This window comes from Hyphomonas chukchiensis, from assembly GCF_000682695.1.
Lineage (GTDB): Bacteria > Pseudomonadota > Alphaproteobacteria > Caulobacterales > Hyphomonadaceae > Hyphomonas > Hyphomonas chukchiensis.
In genome coordinates this window covers 1-22371 of sequence record NZ_AWFG01000031.1, presented here as the reverse complement: position 1 = coordinate 22371, position 22371 = coordinate 1, and the positions used below count along the sequence as shown (strand labels likewise).

29 protein-coding genes are annotated in these 22371 nt (G+C 63.8%); 9 read left to right on the top strand and 20 right to left on the bottom strand.

Going from position 1 to position 22371, the window contains the following annotated elements:
- The first annotated feature begins 85 nt into the window (after nt 1-85).
- The gene (locus HY30_RS11840) at nt 86-433 is read left to right on the top strand and encodes a hypothetical protein (protein WP_034740613.1); all 348 of its coding nucleotides are present in this window, start codon (nt 86-88) and stop codon (nt 431-433) included.
- Between the two features lie 48 nt (nt 434-481).
- Here the strand turns inward: HY30_RS11840 and HY30_RS11835 are convergent, their stop codons facing one another.
- Both HY30_RS11835 and HY30_RS11830 read right to left on the bottom strand, forming a co-directional pair.
- A complete protein-coding gene (locus HY30_RS11835) occupies nt 482-1873 on the bottom strand; it encodes an ABC transporter permease (RefSeq protein WP_034740612.1) in 1392 nt (463 codons plus the stop codon).
- Complete coding sequence (locus HY30_RS11830; RefSeq protein WP_034740611.1) at nt 1873-2838, bottom strand: ABC transporter ATP-binding protein; 966 nt, start codon at nt 2836-2838, stop codon at nt 1873-1875. The genes HY30_RS11835 and HY30_RS11830 overlap by 1 nt, the downstream gene beginning before the upstream one ends.
- A gap of 113 nt (nt 2839-2951) precedes the next feature.
- On the opposite strand from HY30_RS11830, the gene HY30_RS11825 reads away from it, so the two are divergent.
- Nucleotides 2952-3197 carry a TraR/DksA C4-type zinc finger protein gene (locus tag HY30_RS11825; RefSeq protein ID WP_051615398.1) on the top strand — a complete coding sequence of 82 codons (246 nt, stop codon included), beginning with the start codon at nt 2952-2954 and terminating at the stop codon, nt 3195-3197.
- Between the two features lie 13 nt (nt 3198-3210).
- Here the strand turns inward: HY30_RS11825 and HY30_RS11820 are convergent, their stop codons facing one another.
- The gene (locus HY30_RS11820; RefSeq protein ID WP_034740610.1) at nt 3211-3513 is read right to left on the bottom strand and encodes an aa3-type cytochrome c oxidase subunit IV; all 303 of its coding nucleotides are present in this window, start codon (nt 3511-3513) and stop codon (nt 3211-3213) included.
- Nucleotides 3514-3683: 170 nt separating this feature from the next.
- On the opposite strand from HY30_RS11820, the gene HY30_RS11815 reads away from it, so the two are divergent.
- Nucleotides 3684-4331: a glutathione S-transferase family protein gene (locus HY30_RS11815; RefSeq protein ID WP_034740609.1), complete on the top strand. Its 648-nt coding sequence runs from the start codon at nt 3684-3686 to the stop codon at nt 4329-4331.
- Here HY30_RS11815 and HY30_RS11810 read toward each other — a convergent pair.
- From HY30_RS11810 to HY30_RS11800, 3 genes are read right to left on the bottom strand one after another with little or no spacing between them, the layout of a single operon-like run.
- Nucleotides 4328-4777, bottom strand: a complete 450-nt coding sequence (locus HY30_RS11810) for a DUF1178 family protein (RefSeq protein ID WP_034740608.1) — start codon at nt 4775-4777, stop codon at nt 4328-4330. The two genes, HY30_RS11815 and HY30_RS11810, sit on opposite strands and share 4 nt — an antisense overlap.
- A gap of 10 nt (nt 4778-4787) precedes the next feature.
- A complete protein-coding gene (gene grxC / locus HY30_RS11805; protein WP_034740607.1) occupies nt 4788-5045 on the bottom strand; it encodes a glutaredoxin 3 in 258 nt (85 codons plus the stop codon).
- Between the two features lie 36 nt (nt 5046-5081).
- On the bottom strand, nt 5082-5852 hold the full coding sequence (locus tag HY30_RS11800; RefSeq protein WP_034740603.1) for a ComF family protein: 771 nt from the start codon (nt 5850-5852) through the stop codon (nt 5082-5084).
- Between HY30_RS11800 and HY30_RS11795 the strand changes: the two genes are divergently transcribed.
- Nucleotides 5851-6774: a methyltransferase domain-containing protein gene (locus HY30_RS11795; RefSeq protein ID WP_034740601.1), complete on the top strand. Its 924-nt coding sequence runs from the start codon at nt 5851-5853 to the stop codon at nt 6772-6774. The genes HY30_RS11800 and HY30_RS11795 overlap by 2 nt on opposite strands.
- Here HY30_RS11795 and HY30_RS19745 read toward each other — a convergent pair.
- From HY30_RS19745 to HY30_RS11780, 4 genes are read right to left on the bottom strand one after another with little or no spacing between them, the layout of a single operon-like run.
- Entirely contained in the window at nt 6771-6944 is a 174-nt protein-coding gene (locus HY30_RS19745; RefSeq protein WP_081812206.1) for a Flp family type IVb pilin, read from the bottom strand. The two genes, HY30_RS11795 and HY30_RS19745, sit on opposite strands and share 4 nt — an antisense overlap.
- Nucleotides 6945-6958: 14 nt before the next feature.
- Nucleotides 6959-7360, bottom strand: a complete 402-nt coding sequence (locus HY30_RS11790; protein WP_034740598.1) for a (deoxy)nucleoside triphosphate pyrophosphohydrolase — start codon at nt 7358-7360, stop codon at nt 6959-6961.
- Entirely contained in the window at nt 7357-8607 is a 1251-nt protein-coding gene (argJ, locus tag HY30_RS11785; protein WP_034740596.1) for a bifunctional glutamate N-acetyltransferase/amino-acid acetyltransferase ArgJ, read from the bottom strand. Before argJ ends, HY30_RS11790 begins: the two co-directional genes overlap by 4 nt.
- Complete coding sequence (locus tag HY30_RS11780; RefSeq protein WP_051615396.1) at nt 8604-9554, bottom strand: peptidylprolyl isomerase; 951 nt, start codon at nt 9552-9554, stop codon at nt 8604-8606. Before HY30_RS11780 ends, argJ begins: the two co-directional genes overlap by 4 nt.
- A gap of 190 nt (nt 9555-9744) precedes the next feature.
- Between HY30_RS11780 and secA the strand changes: the two genes are divergently transcribed.
- Nucleotides 9745-12477, top strand: coding sequence for a preprotein translocase subunit SecA (gene secA / locus HY30_RS11775; RefSeq protein ID WP_034740615.1), 2733 nt, complete (start codon nt 9745-9747; stop codon nt 12475-12477).
- A gap of 4 nt (nt 12478-12481) precedes the next feature.
- Here the strand turns inward: secA and HY30_RS11770 are convergent, their stop codons facing one another.
- Entirely contained in the window at nt 12482-13573 is a 1092-nt protein-coding gene (locus HY30_RS11770) for a citrate synthase/methylcitrate synthase (RefSeq protein ID WP_034740594.1), read from the bottom strand.
- A 91-nt stretch (nt 13574-13664) separates the two neighbouring features.
- On the opposite strand from HY30_RS11770, the gene HY30_RS11765 reads away from it, so the two are divergent.
- The gene (locus HY30_RS11765) at nt 13665-14816 is read left to right on the top strand and encodes a citrate synthase family protein (protein ID WP_034740592.1); all 1152 of its coding nucleotides are present in this window, start codon (nt 13665-13667) and stop codon (nt 14814-14816) included.
- Here the strand turns inward: HY30_RS11765 and HY30_RS11760 are convergent.
- Nucleotides 14797-16140, bottom strand: a complete 1344-nt coding sequence (locus tag HY30_RS11760) for an amidohydrolase (RefSeq protein WP_034740589.1) — start codon at nt 16138-16140, stop codon at nt 14797-14799. The genes HY30_RS11765 and HY30_RS11760 overlap by 20 nt on opposite strands.
- A gap of 209 nt (nt 16141-16349) precedes the next feature.
- On the opposite strand from HY30_RS11760, the gene HY30_RS11755 reads away from it, so the two are divergent.
- The gene (locus HY30_RS11755; protein ID WP_034740587.1) at nt 16350-16580 is read left to right on the top strand and encodes a hypothetical protein; all 231 of its coding nucleotides are present in this window, start codon (nt 16350-16352) and stop codon (nt 16578-16580) included.
- Between the two features lie 66 nt (nt 16581-16646).
- Here the strand turns inward: HY30_RS11755 and HY30_RS11750 are convergent, their stop codons facing one another.
- Nucleotides 16647-17030, bottom strand: a complete 384-nt coding sequence (locus HY30_RS11750) for a VOC family protein (protein ID WP_034740584.1) — start codon at nt 17028-17030, stop codon at nt 16647-16649.
- Nucleotides 17031-17146: 116 nt separating this feature from the next.
- On the opposite strand from HY30_RS11750, the gene soxR reads away from it, so the two are divergent.
- Nucleotides 17147-17617: a redox-sensitive transcriptional activator SoxR gene (gene soxR, locus HY30_RS11745; RefSeq protein WP_034740582.1), complete on the top strand. Its 471-nt coding sequence runs from the start codon at nt 17147-17149 to the stop codon at nt 17615-17617.
- Here soxR and HY30_RS11740 read toward each other — a convergent pair.
- From HY30_RS11740 to HY30_RS11725, 4 genes are read right to left on the bottom strand one after another with little or no spacing between them, the layout of a single operon-like run.
- The gene (locus tag HY30_RS11740; RefSeq protein ID WP_034740579.1) at nt 17614-17862 is read right to left on the bottom strand and encodes an HNH endonuclease; all 249 of its coding nucleotides are present in this window, start codon (nt 17860-17862) and stop codon (nt 17614-17616) included. The genes soxR and HY30_RS11740 overlap by 4 nt on opposite strands.
- On the bottom strand, nt 17859-18746 hold the full coding sequence (gene folD, locus HY30_RS11735; RefSeq protein WP_034740577.1) for a bifunctional methylenetetrahydrofolate dehydrogenase/methenyltetrahydrofolate cyclohydrolase FolD: 888 nt from the start codon (nt 18744-18746) through the stop codon (nt 17859-17861). Before folD ends, HY30_RS11740 begins: the two co-directional genes overlap by 4 nt.
- On the bottom strand, nt 18743-19024 hold the full coding sequence (locus tag HY30_RS11730) for a DUF167 family protein (RefSeq protein ID WP_034740575.1): 282 nt from the start codon (nt 19022-19024) through the stop codon (nt 18743-18745). The genes folD and HY30_RS11730 overlap by 4 nt, the downstream gene beginning before the upstream one ends.
- 4 nt (nt 19025-19028) lie before the next feature.
- Entirely contained in the window at nt 19029-19322 is a 294-nt protein-coding gene (locus HY30_RS11725) for a YggT family protein (RefSeq protein ID WP_034740573.1), read from the bottom strand.
- A gap of 155 nt (nt 19323-19477) precedes the next feature.
- On the opposite strand from HY30_RS11725, the gene HY30_RS11720 reads away from it, so the two are divergent.
- On the top strand, nt 19478-20719 hold the full coding sequence (locus HY30_RS11720; protein ID WP_241765713.1) for an MFS transporter: 1242 nt from the start codon (nt 19478-19480) through the stop codon (nt 20717-20719).
- Here the strand turns inward: HY30_RS11720 and HY30_RS11715 are convergent.
- The 3 genes from HY30_RS11715 to HY30_RS11705 form a co-directional block, all read right to left on the bottom strand.
- Nucleotides 20709-21080: a VOC family protein gene (locus HY30_RS11715; RefSeq protein ID WP_034740570.1), complete on the bottom strand. Its 372-nt coding sequence runs from the start codon at nt 21078-21080 to the stop codon at nt 20709-20711. The genes HY30_RS11720 and HY30_RS11715 overlap by 11 nt on opposite strands.
- 60 nt (nt 21081-21140) lie before the next feature.
- Complete coding sequence (locus HY30_RS11710) at nt 21141-21875, bottom strand: hypothetical protein (RefSeq protein ID WP_034740568.1); 735 nt, start codon at nt 21873-21875, stop codon at nt 21141-21143.
- Nucleotides 21876-21885: 10 nt separating this feature from the next.
- Nucleotides 21886-22371 (bottom strand): SDR family oxidoreductase (locus HY30_RS11705; RefSeq protein ID WP_034740566.1); only part of this gene is annotated, 486 nt, incomplete at its 5' end.

The following is a 22371-nucleotide window of genomic DNA, read 5'->3' as shown; positions in this document are numbered from 1 at the left end:
ATCTGGCGGGGCTTTTTCTTTGGACTGTCATCATCCAGCCAGAATGCTGACCGATGCTTCTGATCGAAGCCAATCGGGACAGACGATGAAGAGACTTATCCTTTGGGCAATTGTGCCGATTGTGATCGTGGCCTGCGCCCTCGCCTACTGGCTGGGCCCGGACGTGCTCGCCACGCAGACGCTGACCATTGCCAATGAGAGCGAGCGGGCCGTGACGGTGACGATCTATGACCATGCCTGGACCGTGACACCGGGCGCGACGGTTGAGGACAAGTTTGCGGCCGAGGGCGATGCGCATTTCGAAATCGTGGACGCAGGCAGTGGCGAGACCCTCGCCACGCCGGGCTACCTCACGTCGGGCATGGCGCAATGCCATGTGATCACGATCAGGGAAACTGTCGATTATCTGTCAGGGCTGGATGAGAACTGTTAGCGGGGCCTCGTCCTTAGACTTCGCTCAGGCTGAGCCCCTGCTCCGCGCTCAGCCTTTCTTGCGGCTGAACATGCGTTTGACGACGCCGCCAAGGTCGCCGATGCCGGCGCCGTGGATGGCGCCTGCGCGGTAGACCTTGGTGGCGAGCCAGAGGATCGTGGCGGCGGTGGCGGCCATGATCAGCATCTGGGCGATGATTTCCCACATGGGCGGATTGTGCGGCATGCGCAGGATCAACAGGAAGGGCGTAAAGACCGGGATCCATGAGGCCACGTCGATGATCGGCGACCCCGGATCCTGGAAGGCGATGAAGATAGCGAACATGGGCAGCATGAGCAGGATCATCATCGGGCTGAGCAGGGTCTGCGCTTCCTGGATCGTGTCGCAGAGCGAGCCGAGGGCCATGAAGATCATGCCGTACATGATGTAGCCGAGGAGGAAGCTGATCAGGCCGGGGATGATGATGGCCGGATTGGCGAAGGCCGCGAGGAAGGGCGAGAGCAGGCTTGCGCCGCCGGGAATCTGGCTGGTGGCGAAGAGCGAGGCGCCGAAGGCAAAGAGGCCCCAGGACAGCATCATCGTGGACGTGACGGCAAACACGGCGAGTAGCTTGCCGGCGAGCAGTTCCGGCAGCTTCACGGAGGTGAGCAGCGTGTCGAAAATCTTGTTCGAGCGTTCCTCGATTGTGCCCATCAGCAGGTACTGGATGATGGAAAAGATCATCAGCCAGAGGAAATAGGCGAGGCCGCCGGCGACATAGACGGGCGCCTTGTCGGCCATGGTGACTTCCGAGCCAGCCGTGGTCTGCTCGGCAACGGTGCGGATGCGGTGGGCCGGGACGGTCAGGGCACTGTCATCAACGGTGTCGAGGTAATCCGGGCCAAGGCCCGCCTCCGTGAAGGCCTGCTGGCGCGCGAGGCGGCGCATGGCGCTTTCGGCCTGCCAGCGCAGGGCGCTGACGCTGACATCATCGCTCCAGTATTCGAGGCTCTTGCCGTCGGACGAGGGAATGAACACGGCAAAAAGCGGCTTGTCGCCCAAGGGGCCGGAGACAAGCTGCTGGCCGAGGAGATAGGGGCGCAGGTCGTCTATGTCCGTTGCCGGCGCGGGCACACGGATGAACTTGCGCGAGGCGGCGGCGGCATTGTCCTGCAGCTGGTCGCGCTGGTCATCTGTCAGCTCCATCCCCTCGGCCATGTCGCGGGCCTGATTGCCCGCGTCGGCCTCGTCGCGGACGAACTCGCCTTCGATGGCATCGCCATAGGTCGTGCCGCTCTCGACGACGGCGTAATAGCGCACGGGCGAGGACTTGGCGGCGAAAATGGCGAAGGTGCCGCCGATCAGCATGAAGAGGGGAACGGCCGCGAGGCTGAGCCAGAAGCCCCAGGCCTTTACGTAACCCAGATAGTCACGACGGAAGATCAGGTAGACATTGCGCATCAGGCGATTGCCCCTTCCCCGGTGGATTCAATGAGGGCGGCGGCATCGGCCTCGCCCACGAGCGAGACGAACACATCGCGCAGGCGCGCCTCTTCAGGCGCAAAACCGACAATGGGGGCGCCGGCCTCGATGGCGGCGCGCAGGGCGTCCTGTGCGCCGGTGCCGGGCCGCAGGCTGATGCGCCAGGCGTCTCCCGGTCCCTTGTCGGGTGCGCGGTGGGCCTCGAAGCCTTTGGGAGCGAGCGCGGCGGCGAGGTCAAAGCCTTCGCTGACGGCGATGCGGGCGCCCTGCCCCAGCGCATTGAAGGCCTCGTCCAGCGTGCCGTCGAACACTTTACGGCCACGCGCCATCATGACGATGCGGTCGCAGAGGCGTTCGGCATGTTCCATGACATGCGTGGAGAAGAGAATGGTCGCGCCACGGTCATGCTCGGCACGGATAAGGTCTTCGAGCACCTGCTGGTTGACCGGGTCGAGACCGGAGAAGGGTTCATCGAGGATCAGGAAGTCCGGTCGGTGGGCGAGCGTCGAGAGGATCTGGACCTTCTGCGCCATGCCCTTGGAGAGTTTGGAAATGCGCGTCGTCTTGAACTCGGAGAGGCCCGACATGTCGAGCAGCTCAATCGCGCGGGCGCGGGCGTCGCGGGCGCTGAGGCCCTTGAGGCGCGCGAAATGTTCGATCGTGGCGCGCGTGGTCATCTTCTTGTAGAGGCCGCGCTCTTCGGGAAGGAAGCCGACGCGCTTCAGCGTGGCAATCTCGGGCGGCCTGCCGAAAAGGCTGACCGAGCCGGAATCCGGCTGCATCACACCGAGCGCCATGCGCAGGCTGGTCGACTTGCCCGCGCCATTGGGGCCGAGAAAGCCAATGATCGCGCCCTCGGGCACGTCGAGCGACAGATCGCTCACGGCCGTGAACGCACCAAAACGCTTGGTCACATGACTCATGACAAGGGGCGGCAGGCCCATGAAAGCCTCCTCGGCAGCCGGGAGCACACGAATGCGCGCGATTCCCCTATAAGACGAACGACTTTCGCCCGAAACGCCTTGCCAAGCCCTTAAAGCCGACGCAGCATATTGGCATGAAAAGGGATATTTCCCCTGACGCGCCCGAATGCCTTCGCCTCACGCGCGAAGACATGACCAATACACGGCGAAATGCACTGCTTGAACGCAACCGTCAGCTTGGCCGGATTGAAGCGGCCCTGGCGCGGATGGAGGGCGGCCAGTTCGGCCTCTGCACGCAATGCGGCGAGGCGATACCGCGCGACATGCTGGAGGCTGACCCCGCGATGGCGCGGTGCCAGGACTGTGTCGAGATTTGCTAATGCGGCAGGTTGCCTAGAGCATCATTCCGAAGAGGGCGATAAAGCCCTGAACGACCAGCGCGAGGATGATGAGCAGCACAAGCGTTGCCATCCAGCGGCCACCAAGGTTCAGGAAGAGGCCAGCGGCGAGGCCGACAACAGCCATGATGCCGAGCGAGATCATCCAGTTCATGCCGATGGCAACGGCGAGGACTGCATAGCCAACGGAGAGCACGATCATCAGGCCGCCCCAGGTGCTGCCCACGATGAAGCCGTGCCAGGTGGCTTGCTGTGCTTCGATGTCCATATCGCCGTGATGATATTCGCTGGTCGCCATGAGGCCTCTCCGTGACTCGTATCTGCAGGCCGTATTAGCGAAGGCGCAGCTTGGGTCAAGCGCGGCAAAGCGCGCGGGCGGAGGCGATCATGCAATTCGCTTGAATATGCACCATCCGGTTGGCATGTTTGGTTTAACTCGCCGCGTCAGGCGGCGCGCCGGAGCGCCCGATGATCCCGACGATTACCGCCTTTGAACAGTCACCTGATAATGGCCTGGGGCTGGCCCGGGACATGCCCGTCCGCTGGGCGTTGGAGGAAGTCGGCCAAAGCTACGATGTGAAGCTTGTCTCATTCGCCGAGCTGAAAGCGCCGGATCATCTGGCGCTTCATCCGTTCGGGCAGATACCGACCTATCAAGAAGACGGTCTGACCTTGTTCGAATCCGGCGCGATCGTGCTTCATGTGGCGCAGAGCCGCGCGGGCCTGCTGCCCGAGAATGCGCATGCCCGATCCCGGGCTATCATGTGGATGTTTAGTGCGCTGAACACGATTGAGCCCGTGGTCTGGGACTATGACATTGCGCCGCTACTGGAGGGGGACAAGCCCTGGCATGCCGAGCGGATGATCATGCTGGAAGGTCGCCTGCGCACGCGGCTGGCCAGCCTGTCCGGCCGGCTCGGTGCGGATGACTGGCTGGACGGCGCGTTCAGTGCCGGGGACCTGATGATGGTATCGGTGCTGCGAAGGCTGCAGGGATCAGGATTGCTGGAAGAATTCCCGAACCTCGCGGCCTATATGCAGCGCGGCGAAGCGCGGCCCGCCTTCAAGCGGGCATTTGACGCGCAATGGGCTGTCTTCTCGGCCAGAAGCAGCTAGTTCAGGCCGGTCTTGGGCTTGGCCTGTTTCGGACGTTTCGGCGTGAAGGCGGGCGGCAGGGGCGCAGCCGGGACGCCTTCCTCGCGCAGGGCGGCCGATTCCTCAGGCGTGGTCGCGCCCCAGATCGGGCGGTCTTCGGTTTCGCCATAATACATCGCGCGGGCCTCGTCGGCGAAACTGTCGCCGACATAGTCGAAATTCTTCTCGACATGGTCGCGGGCCTTCGCCGCGAATTCGGCCGCCAGCTTTTCCGCTTCCGCCCGTGCCGCCGTCTTCCTGGGCGACTTCACGGACGGCGCCATGATCTGCTTCGTGACATTGGCCCCGGCACATTCCGGGCAGGTCACAAGGCGTTTTTTCGCCTGCGCGTCAAAGGCGGCGGATGAGGCAAACCATGCCTCGAATTCGTGTTCGCAATCACCGCAGATGAGAGCGTAACGGATCATGGGTGAAGCCTCAGGCCGCCAGCATGGCGTCGAGCTTGCCGGCCCGTTCCAGTGCCATCATGTCGTCGCATCCGCCGATATGCTTGTCGCCGATGAAAATCTGCGGGAACGTGCGGGCACCGCCGGAGCGTTCAACCATCTCGGCTTTCTTCGCGGCATCCATGCCAGCGTCGATCTCCTTCATGGCGACCTTCTTTTCCTTGAGCAAGGATACGGCGCGGCTGCAATACGGGCAGAAGGCGCGCGTATAGATTGTAACCTTGGGCATTACGGGCAGGCTCCTTAAAGCTGTGAGTTCTTTGGCTTATATGGTGACATCTGTTTCCCGGACAACGCGCGCGAGCACAAGCACGTCCACATTGGCTGCGCCTGCCTGTTTCAGGGCACGTGTACACGCCGAGAGTGTGGCCCCTGTGGTTAACACATCGTCGACAAGCAGGACGCGGCGGCCTGAAATCCGCGCCACGGCGGGCTTTCTGACGGTAAATGCCCCGGCCACGTTGCGGCGGCGCTGGCGGGCGGAGAGGCCCGCCTGACTGGGTGTACGGCGCGTACGCTTTATCGCATCAACCAGGATTGGCGTGCCCGACATGCGGCAAATGGCCTGTCCGAGCCAGGCAGACTGGTTAAAACCCCGCCGGGCGAGCCGGGCAAAGTGCAAGGGAACCGGCACAATCAGGTCGGCTTCCGCGACAAGGTCGCGGCCCGACTGGACCATCCATCCGGCGAGAGTTGCCAAGCCGTCGCGGCGGCCAGAGCGCTTCAGATCGAGCACGGGACGGCGCGAGGCCGCATCATAGACCATGGCGGCGCGGGCGCGGTCCCATCGCGGCGGGCGGGCAATGCAGGGCGCGCAGACGGCGCCGAGGCCGAGATCAAAGTCGAACGGGCTGCCACAGGTCTCGCCGACGGGCCCTGTCAGGAAATGGATCTGTCCGAATTCCTCCGGCGCGAGGGGCCCCTTCCCCACGCCGCGCTGGCCGGAAACAAGGGAGCGGGGCGGCCACAGGAAGTCAGCTGCTGCGCGCAGAAAGCCCTTTGCGCGGGCCGGACGCCGGTCCATATCGCTTGGCATGACCCCTCCTGCCGCTCCCAAAGCCCCGCCGCGCCTGTTCGACCGCGACCTGCTGGTGCGCCGCCGTGACCGGGCTGCACCGCATTTCGACGAGTATTCCTTCCTGAAGGACCTCGTGTCGAGTGATCTTGTCGACCGGCTGGACGATACGGCGCGCACGTTCCGGGCCGGACTGGAGCTGGGCGGGCATGATGGCGGCGTGAGCGAGCAGCTGAAGGGCGGCGCGAAAGTGGCCGCGATGACGCTCACTGACCCCTCGCCGGCCATGGTCGCGCGGGCGCGTGAACGCGGCCTGGACGCGGCGGTCGCCGACGAGGAGAACCTCGGCTTTGAGGCGGCGAGTTTCGATCTCGTCGTGTCGGCCCTGTCGCTGCACTGGGTCAACGACCTGCCGGGCGCGCTGATACAGGTGCGCCGCGTTCTGGAGCCGGATGGCCTGTTCCTGGGCGCCCTGTTTGGCGCCGGCACGCTGGCCGAACTGCGCGCAAGCCTGATCGAGGCGGAAACGGAGATCATGGGCGGGCTGGCGCCGCGCCTGTCGCCGCTGCCGGCGCTGGCGGACATGGCGGCGCTGATGCAGCGGGCCGGATTTGCCCTGCCTGTGGTCGACCGCGAAAGCGTGGTGGTGCGCTATGATTCCGTGTTCGGGCTGCTGGCAGACCTGAAGGGCATGGGCGAACGGGCGGCTTTCGCGAGCGGAATGGGCCAGCCCCTGCCCCGGCGGGTGCTGATGCGGATGGCCGAGCTTTATGCGCAGAATTTCAGTGACCCGGACGGACGCGTGCGCGCGACATTCGAGATTGTCTACCTGTCAGGCTGGGCGCCGGCACCGAGCCAGCCGAAACCCTTGAAGCCGGGAAGCGCGAAGGTGAGCCTTGCGGACGCCGTGCGCAGGCAAGGGGAAAGCGACCAGCAGGCCTAGTCCGGGAACTGGTCAGCCGCATTCTGCATGGCGGCGCCCGTGTTGTCGCCAAGCACGGTGACACCCCCGACGATGGCCACGAAGATCAGAGCCAGAATCAACCCGTATTCGATCGCCGTCGCACCACGTTCATCCGTGGCCCAGAGCGCGAGAGATGCCTTCAGTCCCATTGAACCCTCCGAGTTCACTTTCCCGAAAGCACATCGAACAGAGGGATGTCTGCCGCTGGCGCCGGGTAGTCGTGCAGGGATGACGGCGCGACCCATGCGACGGCCTGGCCTTCCGCAGGGATTACCTCGCCAGCCCAGGCCAGACAGCGGAAGAGTGGCATAAGTAGGTGAAATTTCGGATAATCATGGCTGGCAAATGTGATCGGTGTCAGATCGGCCTCGTCAACCATGATCGAAAGCTCTTCCTGTAGCTCCCGCGCCAGTGCGCGGGTTGGCGTCTCGCCCGGCTCGACCTTGCCGCCGGGAAATTCCCAGAGCCCTGCCATGGCCTTGCCCTCGGGCCGCTGCGCGAGAAGGATTTCGCCTTTCGCATTGTAGAGCGCGGCTGCGACGACCAGCACGAGCGGGCGCGTCATGTCCGGTAGGCGCCGTTGATGTCGACATAGCCGTGGGTGAGGTCGCAGGTCCAGACGGTTGAGGCGCCTTCGCCATAGCCGAGGTCAACGCGGATCGTGAACTCCGGCTTGGCGAAGACCGCGCTGGCAGCGGCCTCGTCATAATCAGGCGCACGGGCACCGCCCCTGGCGACCTGAACGTCATCAAACCAGATGGCGAGCTTTTCCATGACGATCGGCTCCAGCGACTTGCCGACAGCCATGACGACACGGCCCCAGTTGGCATCGCCCGCGGCCATGGCCGTCTTGATGAGCGGCGAATTGGCGATGTGGCAGGCCACATTCTTGGCCGAACGCTCCGTGTCGGCGCCTTCGACCTTCACGGTGACGAACTTGCTGGCCCCTTCCCCGTCCTTCACGACCTGCAGCGCAAGGTCGAGGCAGGTGGCGTGCAGGGCGTCGGCAAAGGCCCGGAAACGTTCGTCGTCACGCGACTCGATTGCCGGCGCGCCGGTGCCGCCTGTGGCGAAGACCATCAGCGTGTCGGATGTGGACGTGTCGCCATCGACCGTGATGGCATTGAAGGTCACGTCGGTGATGTCCTTGAGCAGGCCCTGCAGCAGGTCAGGCGCGACGGCCGCATCAGTGAAAACATAGGAGAGCATGGTCGCCATGTTGGGCATGATCATGCCGGAGCCCTTGGCGATGCCGGCGAAAGCCGTGGGCGTGCCAGCCAGATCGACCGTGCGGCCCGATGCCTTGGGATAGGTGTCCGTGGTCATGAAGGCGCGGGCGCAGGCCCGCCAGTCAGGCGCGCCAAGCCTGGCAGCGAGGTCCGGCACGAAAGCGCCGACAAAGTTCGGATCCTTCAGCGGCTCGCCAATCACGCCCGTGGCGGCGAGGAAGCAGGTCTCCCTGGCGACGCCGAGTGTGCCGGTCATCGCCTTCAGGGTGGCTTCGTTCTTTTCGACGCCCTTGGGACCGGTAAAGGCATTCGAATTGCCCGAATGGGCGACCAGCGCGCGCGCCTTGCCGGCGCCAGCTTTCAGCGCTTCGCGGCACCACCGTACATCAGCCGACGCCGTGTTGGACACGGTATAGACGCCTGCGCAATTCGTACCCTCGTCAAAGGCGAACAGGAAAACATCATCGCGCTCGATTCCCCGGCGCGCATAGAAGCCGCGCGATCCCGCAGCGGCGCGCAAGCCTTTGACGGTGGGAAGCACCGGAAAAGTTGCTGGGGCAAAGGGAGATGGCTTCAGGTTCACAGGTCGCTTCCTTGCTTGGGTTCAGGCGCAGCGTCCTCTTCAGGCATGAGCCCATTGTCAAGCGAGATCGGGCTGGCAGGCGTGCCGGCCGCACCGGGGCCGCCTTCCTGGACGGTTGCCTGGGTGCGCAATTCGCGCAGGATCTTGCTGATCTCATTCAGGGTGAGGAAGGTGACGATCTCAGGCCGCATTTCCTCGCGCGTCTTGGGCGCGCGCGTGCGCCTGTCCTTCACTTTCAGGATGTGCCAGCCGTCGGCGCCCTTGAAGGGCTTCGAAATCTCGCCTTCGGGCGTGTCGGCAATCATGACCGGGAACGGGTCTGGCTGCTCATTGGGCGAGACATAGCCGAGATCGCCATTCTCCATGCGGGTGGCAGTATCCTTTGAATGGGCCCGCGCCATGCTCTCGAAGCTCGCGCCGGCCCTTATCTCGTCATAGACGGCCTGGGCTTCATCTTCTGTATCGAACAGGATATGGGCAATCGAGACTTCGTCGTTGGACTGCTGGAGCGTGACCTGTTCGGCATACATCTTGTCGATGCGCTCTTCCGTCACCTGACGGGCGACAAGGTCTTCCACGAGAAGATTGCCGAGGATGCGCTCGCGGGCCATCTGCAGGCGCCGCTGTGCCGCCGATTCCTGGTCGATGCCGCGGCGGATCGCTTCCTGGGCCATCAGCTTCTGATCGACCAGCTGGTCCAGCACGGTCTTGTATTCGGTGCTCTTGTGATCCAGCGGCTGTCCCGCCGGAACGAGGCCCCGCGCAACGGCCTCCAGCTCGACATCGCTGACATAGATTTTCTCGCCATTGACCGTTGCCGCAGCAGCGCCATCGACCTGGACGGGAACTTCAGCCTCGTCGCCATTGCCGCAGGCACACAGCACAAGTAGCGCCGCGCCGCAGGCCAGCCGGCTGAAAGCAGCCTTATTCGCCTTGAAAAACAGCACAGTTATCTCCCGTGATCGCTGAGAGGGTCGCATTGACACCCCATTGCGGCGTTCTTAAGTCTGACCCTCACTCTGGTCGAGACCTCTCGTCCAGTGTAAGCGCTGCGGAAGAACCCGCAAAACGGTCCTGCCATATGATACTGTCAGGACTAAGAGTTTAGTTTGCCCAGATCGATTGGTGCCGCCTGATATGCTTTCCGTAGCCCGCAAGATTTTCGGTTCCGCCAATGACCGCAAGCTGAAACCCATGCGCGCCCGCGTCAACCGGATCAATGCCCTTGAGCCGATGATGGAGGCCCTCTCAGACCAGGCCCTGCGCGCCAAGACCGTGGAATTCCGCAAGCGCCTGGCTGATGGCGCCACCCTCGACAGCCTTCTGGAAGAAGCCTTTGCCGTTGTCCGCGAGGCTTCGCGCCGCGCGCTCGGCATGCGCCACTTCGACGTACAGCTGATGGGCGGCATGATCCTGCATTCCGGCGCGATTGCCGAGATGCGTACCGGTGAAGGCAAGACGCTGGTGGCAACGCTGGCCGTTTACCTGAACGCGCTTGAAGGCAAGGGCGTCCACGTCATCACGGTCAACGACTATCTGGCCCGGCGCGACGCTGAATGGATGAGCGGCATTTACGGCTTCCTCGGCCTGACCACCGGCATCATCGTGCACGGCGTCACCGACGAGAAACGCAAGGAAGCCTACGCCGCCGATATCACCTACGGCACGAACAATGAATTCGGCTTCGACTACCTGCGCGACAACATGAAATACTCGCTGGACCAGATGGCCCAGCGTGGTCACCACTTTGCCATCGTGGATGAAGTCGACTCGATCCTGATCGACGAGGCGCGCACGCCGCTGATCATTTCCGGTCCGACGGATGACCGGTCTGAACTCTACATCGCGCTCGACGACCTGATGCCGCGTCTCGAGCCGGAAGATTTCGAACTCGACGAGAAGCAACGCTCGGTCACCTATACCGAATTCGGCACCGAGAAGATCGAGAGATGGCTGACCGAAGCCGGCCTGCTGGAAGGCTCGATGTGGGAACCGTCGAACATCTCCTTCGTGCACCATGCCAACCAGGCCCTGCGCGCCCACAAGCTCTACCAGAAAGACAAGGACTATCTGGTCAAGGATGACCAGGTCATGCTGGTCGATGAGTTTACCGGCCGCATGATGGAAGGTCGCCGCCTGTCGGAAGGCCTGCACCAGGCCATCGAGGCCAAGGAACGCGTCGACATCAAGCCCGAGAACCAGACGCTCGCCTCGATCACGTTCCAGAACTATTTCCGCCTCTACAAGAAGCTGGCCGGCATGACCGGTACGGCGCTGACCGAGGCCTCCGAATTCCATGACATCTACAAGCTGGAAGTCATCGACCTGCCCACCAACAAGGAAATCCAGCGGATTGACGATGACGACGTCGTCTACCGGACGGCCAAGGCGAAATATGCCGAGATCGTCAAGGAAGTGAAGGAATGCCAAGCCAAGGGCCAGCCGATCCTGCTGGGGACGGCCTCCATCGAGAAATCCGAGATCCTGTCGAGCCTGCTGACGGCAGCGAAGATCCCGCACAAGGTGCTGAACGCGCGCCACCACGAACAGGAAGCCTTTATCGTCGCCAATGCCGGCGTGCCGGGGGCCATCACGGTTGCCACGAACATGGCTGGCCGCGGTACGGACATCCAGCTGGGCGGCAATTTCGACATGCGTGTCGAGCATGAGAAGGCTGCGAAAGAGAAAGAGCTTGGCCGCGAGCTGACCGAGAGCGAACTCTCCGTGCTGACCTCGCAGATCAAGGCCGATATCGAGGTCAAGAAGAAGCGCGCGCTCGATGCGGGCGGGCTCTACGTGCTCGGCACCGAGCGCCACGAAAGCCGCCGCATCGATAACCAGCTGCGCGGCCGGACAGGCCGTCAGGGCGACCCGGGCCGTTCAAAGTTCTATATTTCCATCGAAGACGACCTGATGCGGATCTTTGCCGCCGAGCGCATGGACGCCGTCATGCGCCGCCTCGGCATCAAGGAAGACGAGGGCATCACCCATCCCTGGATGAACAAGGCGATGGAAACCTCGCAGCGCAAGATCGAGGAACGCAACTTCGAGATCCGCAAGAACGTCCTCAAATATGACGACGTGATCAATGACCAGCGCAAGGCGATCTTCGAGCAGCGCATGGAATTCATGCGCGACGATGATGTGTCCGACACGATTGCCGAAATGCGCGACCATGTGATCGATGCGCTCGTGTTGCGCACGATGCCTGAGAAGGCCTATGCCGAGCAGTGGGATATTGCGGGCCTCAAGGAAGCGCTGCAGACCGATCTCGCGCTCGACCTGCCGGTCGCCGAATGGGCCGCTGAAGAAGGCGTCGCCAACCAGGAAATCGCCGAACGCATCCGCAAGCACGTCGCCGAGGCTTACGAGAACCTTGGCCGTCAGGTCGGCGAAGCGCAGATGCATCGGATCGAGAAACAGGTCCTGCTGCAAGTGCTGGACCTGCGCTGGCGCGAACACCTGCAGCAGATCGACCAGCTGCGCTCGGTGATCCACCTGCGTTCCTACGGCCAGCGCGACCCGCTGAACGAGTTCAAGGAAGAGGCCTTCAACCTCTTCTACAACCTGTTGAACGAACTGCGCGCGACGGTGACCCGTTCGCTGATGCATATCCGCGTCCAGCCGCCTGAACAGCGCCGCCCTGCCCCGCCGCCTCCCCCTCCGCCGATGCGCGAACTGCACCTCGACCCGGATACGGGCGTCAACGAGATGTCACCGGACGATCCGGCGGGCGACACGGGCCCCGGCCCGGCCCTGCACCAGGCCGAGGATGACTGGACGAACACGCCGCGCAATTCGGCCTGTCCGTGCGGTTCCGGCAAGAAGTACAAGCACTGCCACGGCGCCCTGACGCCGCAGCAGGCCTGATCCGTCAGACCAGTTCGGCGGGCTCTGGCCCCACATAGATGGATTGCGGGCGGATCAGTCGTCCGGTGAGGCGTTGCTCGCGCGCGTGAGCAATCCAGCCAGCCGTGCGGCCTGTGGCAAACACGGCCGTGAAGGCATCTGGCGGGAAGCCCAGCGCTTCGAGCAGGAGCGCGGTGTAGAATTCCACATTCACGTCGAGCGGCCGGTCGGGCTTGCGCGCGTGCAGGACTTTCAGCGCGGCGCGCTCAACCGCTTCGGCCAGTTTCAGGCGACCCGGTAGCGCGCTGGAGTCGGCAGACATGCGCTTGACGGCGGCCTTCAGCGCATCGGCGCGCGGGTCACGTACCTTGTAGATGCGGTGGCCAAAGCCCATCAGGCGGTCGCCGCGATCCAGAGCGTCCTCGATCCAGCTTTCGGCATTCTCCGGCTTTCCGATGCCGTCCAGCATGGCGATGATCGGGCCCGGTGCGCCGCCATGGAGCGGGCCCTTGAGGGCCGCGAGGCCTGCAAGCACGGATGACGTGAGGCCGGACCATGTGGAGGCGACCACGCGGGCCGCGAAGGTGGACGCGTTGAGGCCATGGTCCGCGACGGTGACGAGATAGGTGTCGAGGGCGCCTGCCACGTCCGGCGCGGGGACTTCGCCGGTCAGCATGTGGAGCATGTCGGCCGCGTGGCCTGCTGTTGCAGCCGGCGGTATGGGGGCAAGGCCCCGGCGGCGGCGCAGGAAGGCGGGGAGCAGCACGGCGGGCGCAGCGAGCAGGCGGAGCGCGGTCGCCACGTCTTCCCCGTCCTCGATACGCGCTGTCAACGCACGCACCCCATCCATGGGCGGCAGGGCCAGCAGCGCATCGTCAATGTATTGGGCGAGCGGGTAGACCGCTTCGCGGGCAGCGCCGAGGCGCGCGGCGAAAGCTTTCGCATCCGGCAAATGGTCCAGAAGGCCCTCAGACAGAAGGTGCGCGACCTCTTCGAAGCGCTTTCGTCCGGCGATTTGGTCCAAGGAAAATCCTTTTACAACAAGGATTCCCCGCGCTCCATCAACGGAAGAGAGGCGCGTTTCGGCGGCGATGACATCATCCAGGCCCTGGCTCATTTTTGGTTCTCCTTTTGATTTTCAGCGTGGAGATCGGCGCGAAATGCTGTATCGTCAATCTTGATCAATATAATCAATGTATGGAGCAGGCATGGCGTGGATCAGTTCGGAGGATGCGATCCGCCTGCTCGGCGTTAGGCCGCAGACGCTCTATGCCTATGTCAGCCGGGGGCGGCTGGAAGCGCGGCCTGATCCGGACGATTCCCGCCGCTCCCTCTACAGCGCCGAGGATGTGGCGCGGCTGGCGTCGCGCCGGTCCGGGCCGATCCGGGCGGCTGAAATCGCCGAGGCGTCGATTGCCTGGGGCGAGCCTGTGCTGACCTCGAAACTGACGGTAATCGTTGACGGACGGCTCTGTTACCGGGGCGTGGATGCGATCACGCTGTCGCGCACGGCGACGCTCGAAGAGGCTGCGACGCACTTCTGGGCGGCGCCTTATGCCCCGCGGGCCGACCGTTCCCTGGGTATTCCCGAACCGTTCAAGGTCCGTTTGTTTACCGCTTTGGGGGCGCGGGCGGGCCATGATGCGCACGCGCGGGGCCGTTCCCGGACCGTTCTGACGACCGATGCGGCGACCGTGCTGGAAACGCTGGTCGATGCCGCCACCGAGGGGCAATGCCAGGGCGCGATCCATGAGCGGCTGGGGGCGGCGTGGGGGCTTGAGCCCAAGGGCACGGACATGGTGCGCCGGGCGCTGGTCCTGCTGCTGGACCATGAGCTGAATGCGTCGACCTTCTCGGCGCGGGTGGCAGCGTCGACGGGGGCGTCGCTGTCGGCCTGCGCGCTGGCGGGGCTGTCGACCCTGTCGGGGCCGCTGCATGGCGGGGCGGTGGCGGGTGTGCTGGCCTTCCTGGGCGAGGCGGAACAGGTGGGCGCCGAAGCGGCGGTGCGGGCACGGCTCGATGAGGGACGTGCCCTGCCCGGCTTCGGGCATCCGCTCTATCCCGATGGCGATCCGCGCGCGGCAGAGCTGCTGTCGCATTTCGAGATGCCGCCGCTGATCAGCGCGGTGCAGGCTGCCGTGATGCACGAGACGGGCGAACATCCAAATGTGGACTTTGCCATCGGCGCCATGGCGCAGCACTTTGGCTTTCCGGCGGAGACGGCATTCGGCATCTTTGCGATTGGCCGCTGCATCGGCTGGCTCGGCCATGCCATGGAGCAGATCGAGACCGGATCGCTGATCCGGCCCCGGGCCCGCTATGTGGACGTGATGCCGACGCCTATTTCGCCATCACATTGACGACGGCGGTTGTCATGGCGGTAACGCCGGTCTCGATCGTGGGCGCCGGGACAGGCGCAAAGAAGGGCGAATGGTTGCCCGGCACTTTCAGCACGTCGAGCGGGGCACCTGTCTCGTCGAACAGAGCCGGGTCATAGACGCCGACGCGGAAATAGACCGAGTTGCTGAAGGCCTTGAGGAATTCGCCATAGTCCTCGCTGCCCGTGGTCGGGGCGGCAAAGTAGACCTTGTCCGCTGGCAGGACCTTGCTCATCGCGGCCAGGGTCTTCTCGGAAAGATCCGGATCGTTGAAGACAGCGGTTCCGCCGCTGCGCACAGAAATCTCTGCATCCGGCGCGCCCGCCATGGCCACGATGGCTTCCGCCGTGCGCTTCACGCCTGCCAGCAGCTTCTCGCCGACCGCCGGCTTGTACCATCGCACCGTGCCGCGCACGCGCGCCGTGTCCGGAATGATATTGCCAGCCGAGCCGGCCTGGATGGCGCCGACGCTGATGACGCCGAACTCCTGTTCCGGCTTTTCGCGGCTGACCACGCTTTGCAGGTCGACGACGAATTTCGAGGCCATCATGACCGGGTCGATGGTCGTGCTGGGGCGCGAGCCATGGCCGCCAATGCCGTTGAAGACGATGTCGAACCCGCCGGCGAAGGAATTCATCTGGCCCTTCACGATCTGCACCGTGTCATAGGCAGAGGGGCCGACATGCAGGGCAAAGCCATAATCCGGCACGCCAAACTTACCAAAGATATCGTCCGCCATCATCTTGCTGGCACCGCCGCCACCCTCCTCTGCCGGCTGAGCAACGAACATAAGCGTGCCTTTCCAGTCTTTCTTCATGTCGACGAGCGTTTGCGCGGTGGCGAGGAAGATGGCCATGTGAGCATCGTGGCCGCAGGCGTGCATGACATAGGTGTTCTCGCCGCGCCAATCGGTCTGCACCGTGCTGGCATAATCGAGGCCGGTCTTTTCCTGCAGCGGCAGGGCGTCCATGTCGGCGCGCACCATGACGAGCGGGCCCTTGCCATTGCGCAGGATGCCGACGACGCCGGTCTGGCCAATGCCTTCGGTCACTTCAAATCCGAGCGTGCGCAGCTCGGCCGCGATGATGCCGGCCGAGCGCGTCTCCTGCAGGCCGAGTTCCGGATGGGTGTGGAAATCCTTGTAGACGGCGACCCAGTCATCGATGTGTTCTGAGACAAAGCTGGCGACGGTGGATTTGAACTTGTCATTGATCGGCGCGGCACTGGCGGGCGCGGCAAGCGGCGCGAGGGCGAGAACGCCGCAGAGGCTGGTGCGGGCAAGGCGGGAGAGGAAAGACGGGGACATGGCGGCGGCTCCGGTGAGATGTCGGCGGGAAGACACCAGCCATCCGCACAATGTGCAGCACGTTCAACAGGATTCAGGCACAGGGCGCGTCAGATGGGCCTGATGCATCTTTTTATGGCGGGCGCTGCCCGCCTCCGGATCAACCCGCTGGGGAACCGAAACAGGCCACCTGCGTATGGTTAATTCCAAAGGCTAAAAGGGGCTGCATCATGAGCAGAAACATTATTTCCACGATCCTGGCAGTGATCTGCGTCGTGTTCATCGTATCGCTTGGCATTTTCTACATCCAGGAAGGCTCTTTCGAAGGGGCCGGCCGGAAGATGGATGCCACGCTGCAAACACTCCCTGAAGACACCGCACGTGTGGCCAACGATGTGGCTGACAAGACCGACGAGGTGATCGAGGACATCGCGGACGGCCCGGACGAAAGCCCGTCCTGATCCGCGCCGGTATGACCGTAAACTGAGTTAAGGCCCGGCTTCCGTGGGGAGGTCGGGCCTATTGATTCAGGCATAGGAGAGCACTTCGTATTCGACATTGTCATAGTCGTGGAAATAGAAGCGGCTGCCGGGATTGTACGTCTGGTGTGAATGCGTGACGAAACCGGCGTCGAGGATGCGCCGCTCGGCAGCGGCCAGATCGTCAACGATCACGCCGACATGGTTGAGACCGCCTTGCGTATTGTAGGTGATCTGGTTCGGCGCATCTGTCTCGCCGGGGGAATAGAGCGCGATATAGGACGAGTCGGTGCCGACATGGGCGGTCTGGCCATTGTTGATGGACGGGCCTTTCCAGCGCAGGTGCCAGCCGAAGATACGCTCCAGCATGCGGGTTGTGCGGTCTATGTCGCTGACCGTGATGTTGACGTGTTCGAGGGTTGCCGTGGGCATGGGAGAGGTCCTTTCGTGCGCGGGGCCGAAAGGCCCCTCTTTCCGTGATTGGACCTCCCTGATAATTCCTCAACCTTACTTGAGGTCAAGCTATTATTTTGCTATTTTCTCATCTCATGAAAACAACTGATCTCATTCCGATTGGCCAGCTGGCGGCGCGCACGGGCGTGTCGGTGTCGGCCATCCGCTTCTACGAGGACAAGGGCCTGATCCGGGCGATGCGCAACGCGGGCGGGCAAAGGCGTTTCCTGCGCTCTGACGTGCGGCGGCTTTCGTTCGTCATGATTGCGCAGCAGCTGGGCTTCACGGTGGCCGAGATTGGCGAGCTGCTGTCGGGCCTGCCGCGGGAGCGCACGCCCACCAAGGCGGACTGGTCAAAGATCAGCGCGCAGTTCCGGGAACGGCTGGATACGCAGATCGAGCGGCTGGAACTGATGCGCGACCGGCTGGACGTGTGCATCGGGTGCGGGTGCCTGTCTTTGTCGAACTGCGCCCTGTACAATCCGGAAGACCGGGCGGCGCGCCTCGGGCCGGGGCCGCGTTACCTGATCGAGCGCAATGGGGCGGCAAAGGCCGCGGAAATTTAGCCCCTGCCTTTGCGCTTGTTGCAGACGGCGTGGGCGAGCTGGAGGTTTGACTCATTGTCAGGCCCGCCGCGCGCGAGGGCGTGGATATGGTCGAAGGTGGGGCGCTGTTTCTTCCAGACGGTGGCATGGCCGACGGCAAAGCGCGTCGACGGCATGGGCTTGCCGCAGAGCGCGCACTTGCCGCCCTGCGCCTGCCAGAGACGCTGGAACATTTTCGTTGCGGGGGGTGCGAACTCCTGGCTCACAGGCCCTCCGGCATGCTCCAGCCGCGCCGGGTGCAGGCGGCGAGCACCGTGTTGCGCAACAGGCAGGCGATGGTCATGGGGCCGACGCCGCCCGGCACGGGCGTGATGTGGCCCGCCACGGGTTCGCAATCGGCAAAGTCTGCATCGCCGACGAGGCGGGTCTTGCCCTCGCCCTTTTCAGGCGCGGGAATGCGGTTGATGCCGACATCGATGAGCGTGGCGCCGGGCTTGACCCAGTCGCCCTTGACCATGTTGGGGCGGCCGACGGCCGGCACGAGAATGTCGGCGGTGCGGCAGACGGCGGGCAGGTCCGCCGTGCGGCTGTGGGCGATGGTGACGGTGCAGTTCTCGGCCAGGAAGAGCAGCGCGGCGGGCTTGCCGACGAGGATGGAGCGGCCGATGACGACGACATGCTTGCCGGAGAGATCCTCGCCGAGGGCGCTTTTCGCGAGGATGACGCAGCCATTCGGCGTGCACGGCCGCAGGCCCGGCTTGCCGAGCGTGAGGCGGCCGGCGGAGACTTCGGTGAGGCCGTCGACATCCTTGTCGGGGTCGATGCATTCGATGGCGCTGTGCTCGTCGAGGCCCTTGGGCAGTGGCAGCTGGAGGAGGATGCCGTCGATTGTGTCGTCCGCATTGAGGCTTGCGATCAGGTCTTCGACTTCGGCCTGCGTGGCCGTGGCGGGCAGCTGGTGATGGACCGAGACCATGCCGGCCTCTTCGGTGAGGCGGACCTTGGAGCGGACATAGACCTGGCTGGCGGGGTCTTCCCCGACGAGGACAACTGCGAGGGCCGGCTGGCCGGGCAGCGCCTTGACGGCCTCGGCCACCTTGGCGCGCACGTCGGCGGAGACGCCGGTTCCATCAATTCGCTGAGCACTCATTCCCGCATCATCCCTGCCAGAACAGCCGCCAGATCCGGCGGCCCGTCTATATCGAGGCCTTTTAGCCGGTTCTTGCCGCCCGTCACCACCCTGACGGCAGACTTTGGCAGGCCGAGATGCTTTGCGAGCAGTTTTTCGACGGCCGCATTGGCCTTTCCGTCTTCCGGAACGGCGCGGACGCGGACTTTGAGGTAAGTGCGGCCCGCCGCATCGGTCTCGGGGCCTTCGATCCGGTCGGCGGAGGCGTTTGGCTGCACGCGAACGGTGAGCCGGTGCATCAGGCTAGAAAGGCGCGATCGTGTAGCCGTAGCGGACGATCAGGCGCTGCAGGAAGAAAATGATCAGCAGGACGGCCATGGGCGTCAGGTCCAGACCGCCGAGCGGCGGGAGAATCCGGCGGATCGGCGCATAGACCGGCTCGGTAATGCGCTCCAGCCCGCCCCAGATGCTGCGCACGGTGGGGTTGCGGATGGAGAGGACGTTGAAGGCCACGAGCCAGGACATGACAGCCTGCACGATGATGATCCACGTGGCGATGTTCAGGAGGAACAGGACAACATCCAGGATCGCGCGCATTGTAATCTCTCCGGAAACGGGGTGGCTTATAAGTGTCACTTAGGGTGTGTTGGTGAGTGAGTGCAAGGTCACCGCTGCCGGTTTACCCTGCGACATGGTTGGCGGTCGGCGAGAGCCAGACTAGCTCTGAAGGGTCCAATGGAGGGGAATCGGGGATGACAGACACAGAAACGCCCCTGCGCCCCCTCACCCGCCTGCAGCAAGCCATGATCGCCCTCGCCATGATGGCCATGGGCGCCGGCATGACGATCAATTTCGTGGTCGTGGCGCCGCTGGCGCGACAGGCCGGGCTCGCGCCGATCGAAGTGGCGGGCATCCTGACCTTCTCCTCGGCGATCTATGCCTTCATGATTCCGGTCTGGGGCCGGATTGCCGACCGCATCGGGCGCAAGCGCGTGATGGTCTTCTCGCTGGTGGCGATGGGCCTGTTGAACATGGCCTTCCTGTTTGCGCTGAGCGCGGCGCTGGCGGGCATTGTGACCGGCCTGGCGGCGTTTTTCCTGCTGGCTTTCACGCGGCTCTGGTTCGGCCTGCTCGCGCCCGGCCTGCAGCCCGCCTCGATGGCGGCGATGACAGATGCGACGACCCCGCTGACCCGCGCCGGGGGCCTCGGGATGCTCGGGGCCTCAATGAGCGTCGGCTCCATCCTCGGCCCGGCGGGGGCAGCCATCCTAGCGCCATTCGGGGCGCTGGTGCCGCTATGGGGGACGATCATCCTCAACATCGTGGTGGGCATCATTCTTGCCTTCGTGCTGCCGCGCACCCGCAATACGCCGCGCGCGTCGCACCGGCCGACGCCGCTTTCGGTCAAGGACAGCCGGGTCGCCCCGCACCTCATCTTCCTGTTCATCTATTTCATGGCCATCGGCATGATCCAGCAGACGATCGGCTGGTTCATCGAGGACCGGTACAATTTTGTCGACACAGCCGCCCATACGGCCAGCGAGATTGCCGTGCGGCACACAGGCATTATTTTCTCCTGCCTCGCAGCGGCGATGATCGTCGTGCAGTTCGGCTATATCGTGCCGCGCCGGCCTGACCCGCGGAAGATCCTGCCCATCGGGCTCGGCCTCGTGGCGGTCGGGTATATCTGCGCCGATACGTTCCAGCCCTTCTGGGCCATGTGCCTCAGCTTCCTGATCGCAGGTGTTGGCGGCGCGCTCGCCGTGCCATCCGCCAATGCGCTGGGCAGCCTGTCGGTCGAACGGCATGAGCAGGGTTCGGCGGCGGCGCTGCTGGCTGCAGCCCCGCCGGCCGGGTTCGTGTTCGGACCGCTGATCGGCGCAGGCCTCTATTCGATCGCGACACCGCTGACCCTGTATGCATCGGCTGGCGTGATGGCGATGCTGTGCATCTACGCGTTCCTGGTGACGTCCAAGAAGACGCTCACCCCATGATGAAGGCGTTCAGCTTGTTGCCGTCCGGATCACGGAAATAGGCTGCATAGAAACCGCCTTCCCCGCGCGGGCCGGGAGGGCCTTCATCGGTTCCGCCTTGCGTGATCGCGATCTTGTAGAGCCGGTGGACCTGTTCCTTGTCCTTGGCCTCGAGCGCCACCATCGTGCCATTGCCGACGGTTGCCGGCTTGCCGTCATAGGGCAGCGTGGCGGCAATGCCTGCGCCGCCGCCCGGTGTGCCCCACGCAATAAAGGTGTCGGTTTCCATCATGCGGCCTGTGCCCATTTCCTTGGCGATCGCGTCATAGAACGCAGCTGCGCGGGCCAGATCTGACGTGCCGAAAGTTACATATCCAATCATGTTCTTTTCCCCAGTTGAGGAAAAGAACATAACATGAACACTTGCGCGCCTCAAGCACCGTCAGGGGCGGCGCGTTCCAAACCTGTGGAAAGGCGCGCGACAGGCAGGCCGGAGCAGCGCAGGTGGCGTGCCAAGGAATAACTCGCCGAGATCAAGCACATCACCGGCCAGATCGACCTTGCCAGCAAGTTCGGTATCGGAGGGTATGTGATTGCCGGCTTCGACCTGCAGGACGAGGCGTTCGCTTTCCGGGTCAAATGCATAAGTGCCCCAGTAATCCTGATAGGATTCAAAAGGTGCCCATGTGACCGAGAATTGACCCTCCGCCTGGAATACAAACTCGCGAACAGGCTCTGCCTGCGGACAGTCTTCCGCGCGCTGCCTCCATGTTCCGACGAGTGGACCGGCACCTGCCGGCAAGTCGATACGGAGCTTGCCGCTAACAGCTTGCGAGCCGACCTGCGCGGTGATCGTCAGGTCGGTGCCGAGCGGGGCACCCTGACTCACCGTCAGCTGCGTATCATCCATGGAGAGGTAGGCAACGCTCTCATCTGACAGCATCACCTGTCTTACGCACGCTGGGGCCACGGGCTGTGCACCCGCCGTCCCCGCCACGTAAGGCTGGAGCATGACACCATTGCCCGGCATGACAGTCGGTTTCTCGTCCCAGAACACGTACGTGCCACCCGCTGGCGGCGCGCATGGATCCGTGTAGGCCGAATCTGTTTCCGGCTTTTCAGCATGCGCGCACGCGGAGACGAAACATAACGCAAGCAGAACGCTCAGACGCATCATGCCCGGCTCCCTACATCGCAGAAATGCCGCCATCGACTTTCAGTTCGATGCCGGTGACCAGTTTGGATTCATCCGAGGCGAGATAGAGGACGGCATAGGCGATATCGTCAGGCTCGCCGACCTTGCCGAGCGGGATCTGGCGGCCGAGCTTGGCGAGCGCTTCTTCCTCGCCGAACATTTCCTTGGTGCGGTCGAGGATCGGCGTGTTGATAAAGACCGGGTGGACCGAGTTGCAGCGGATCTGGCCGCCCTTGGCGCAATGCAGCGCGATGGACTTGGAGATGTGGCGCACGGCGGCCTTGGCCGTGTTGTAGGAAACATAGTTCGCGCTGGCGATGATGCCGGCAATGGACGAGATGTTGATGATCGAGCCGAGGCCGTGGGCGCGCATCAACGGGATCGCGTACTTGCAGCCGAGGAAGATGGAGTCGACATCGACCGTCTGGACCTTTTTGAACATGTCATAGTTCTCGTCCTCGACCGAGCCGAGCGAGCC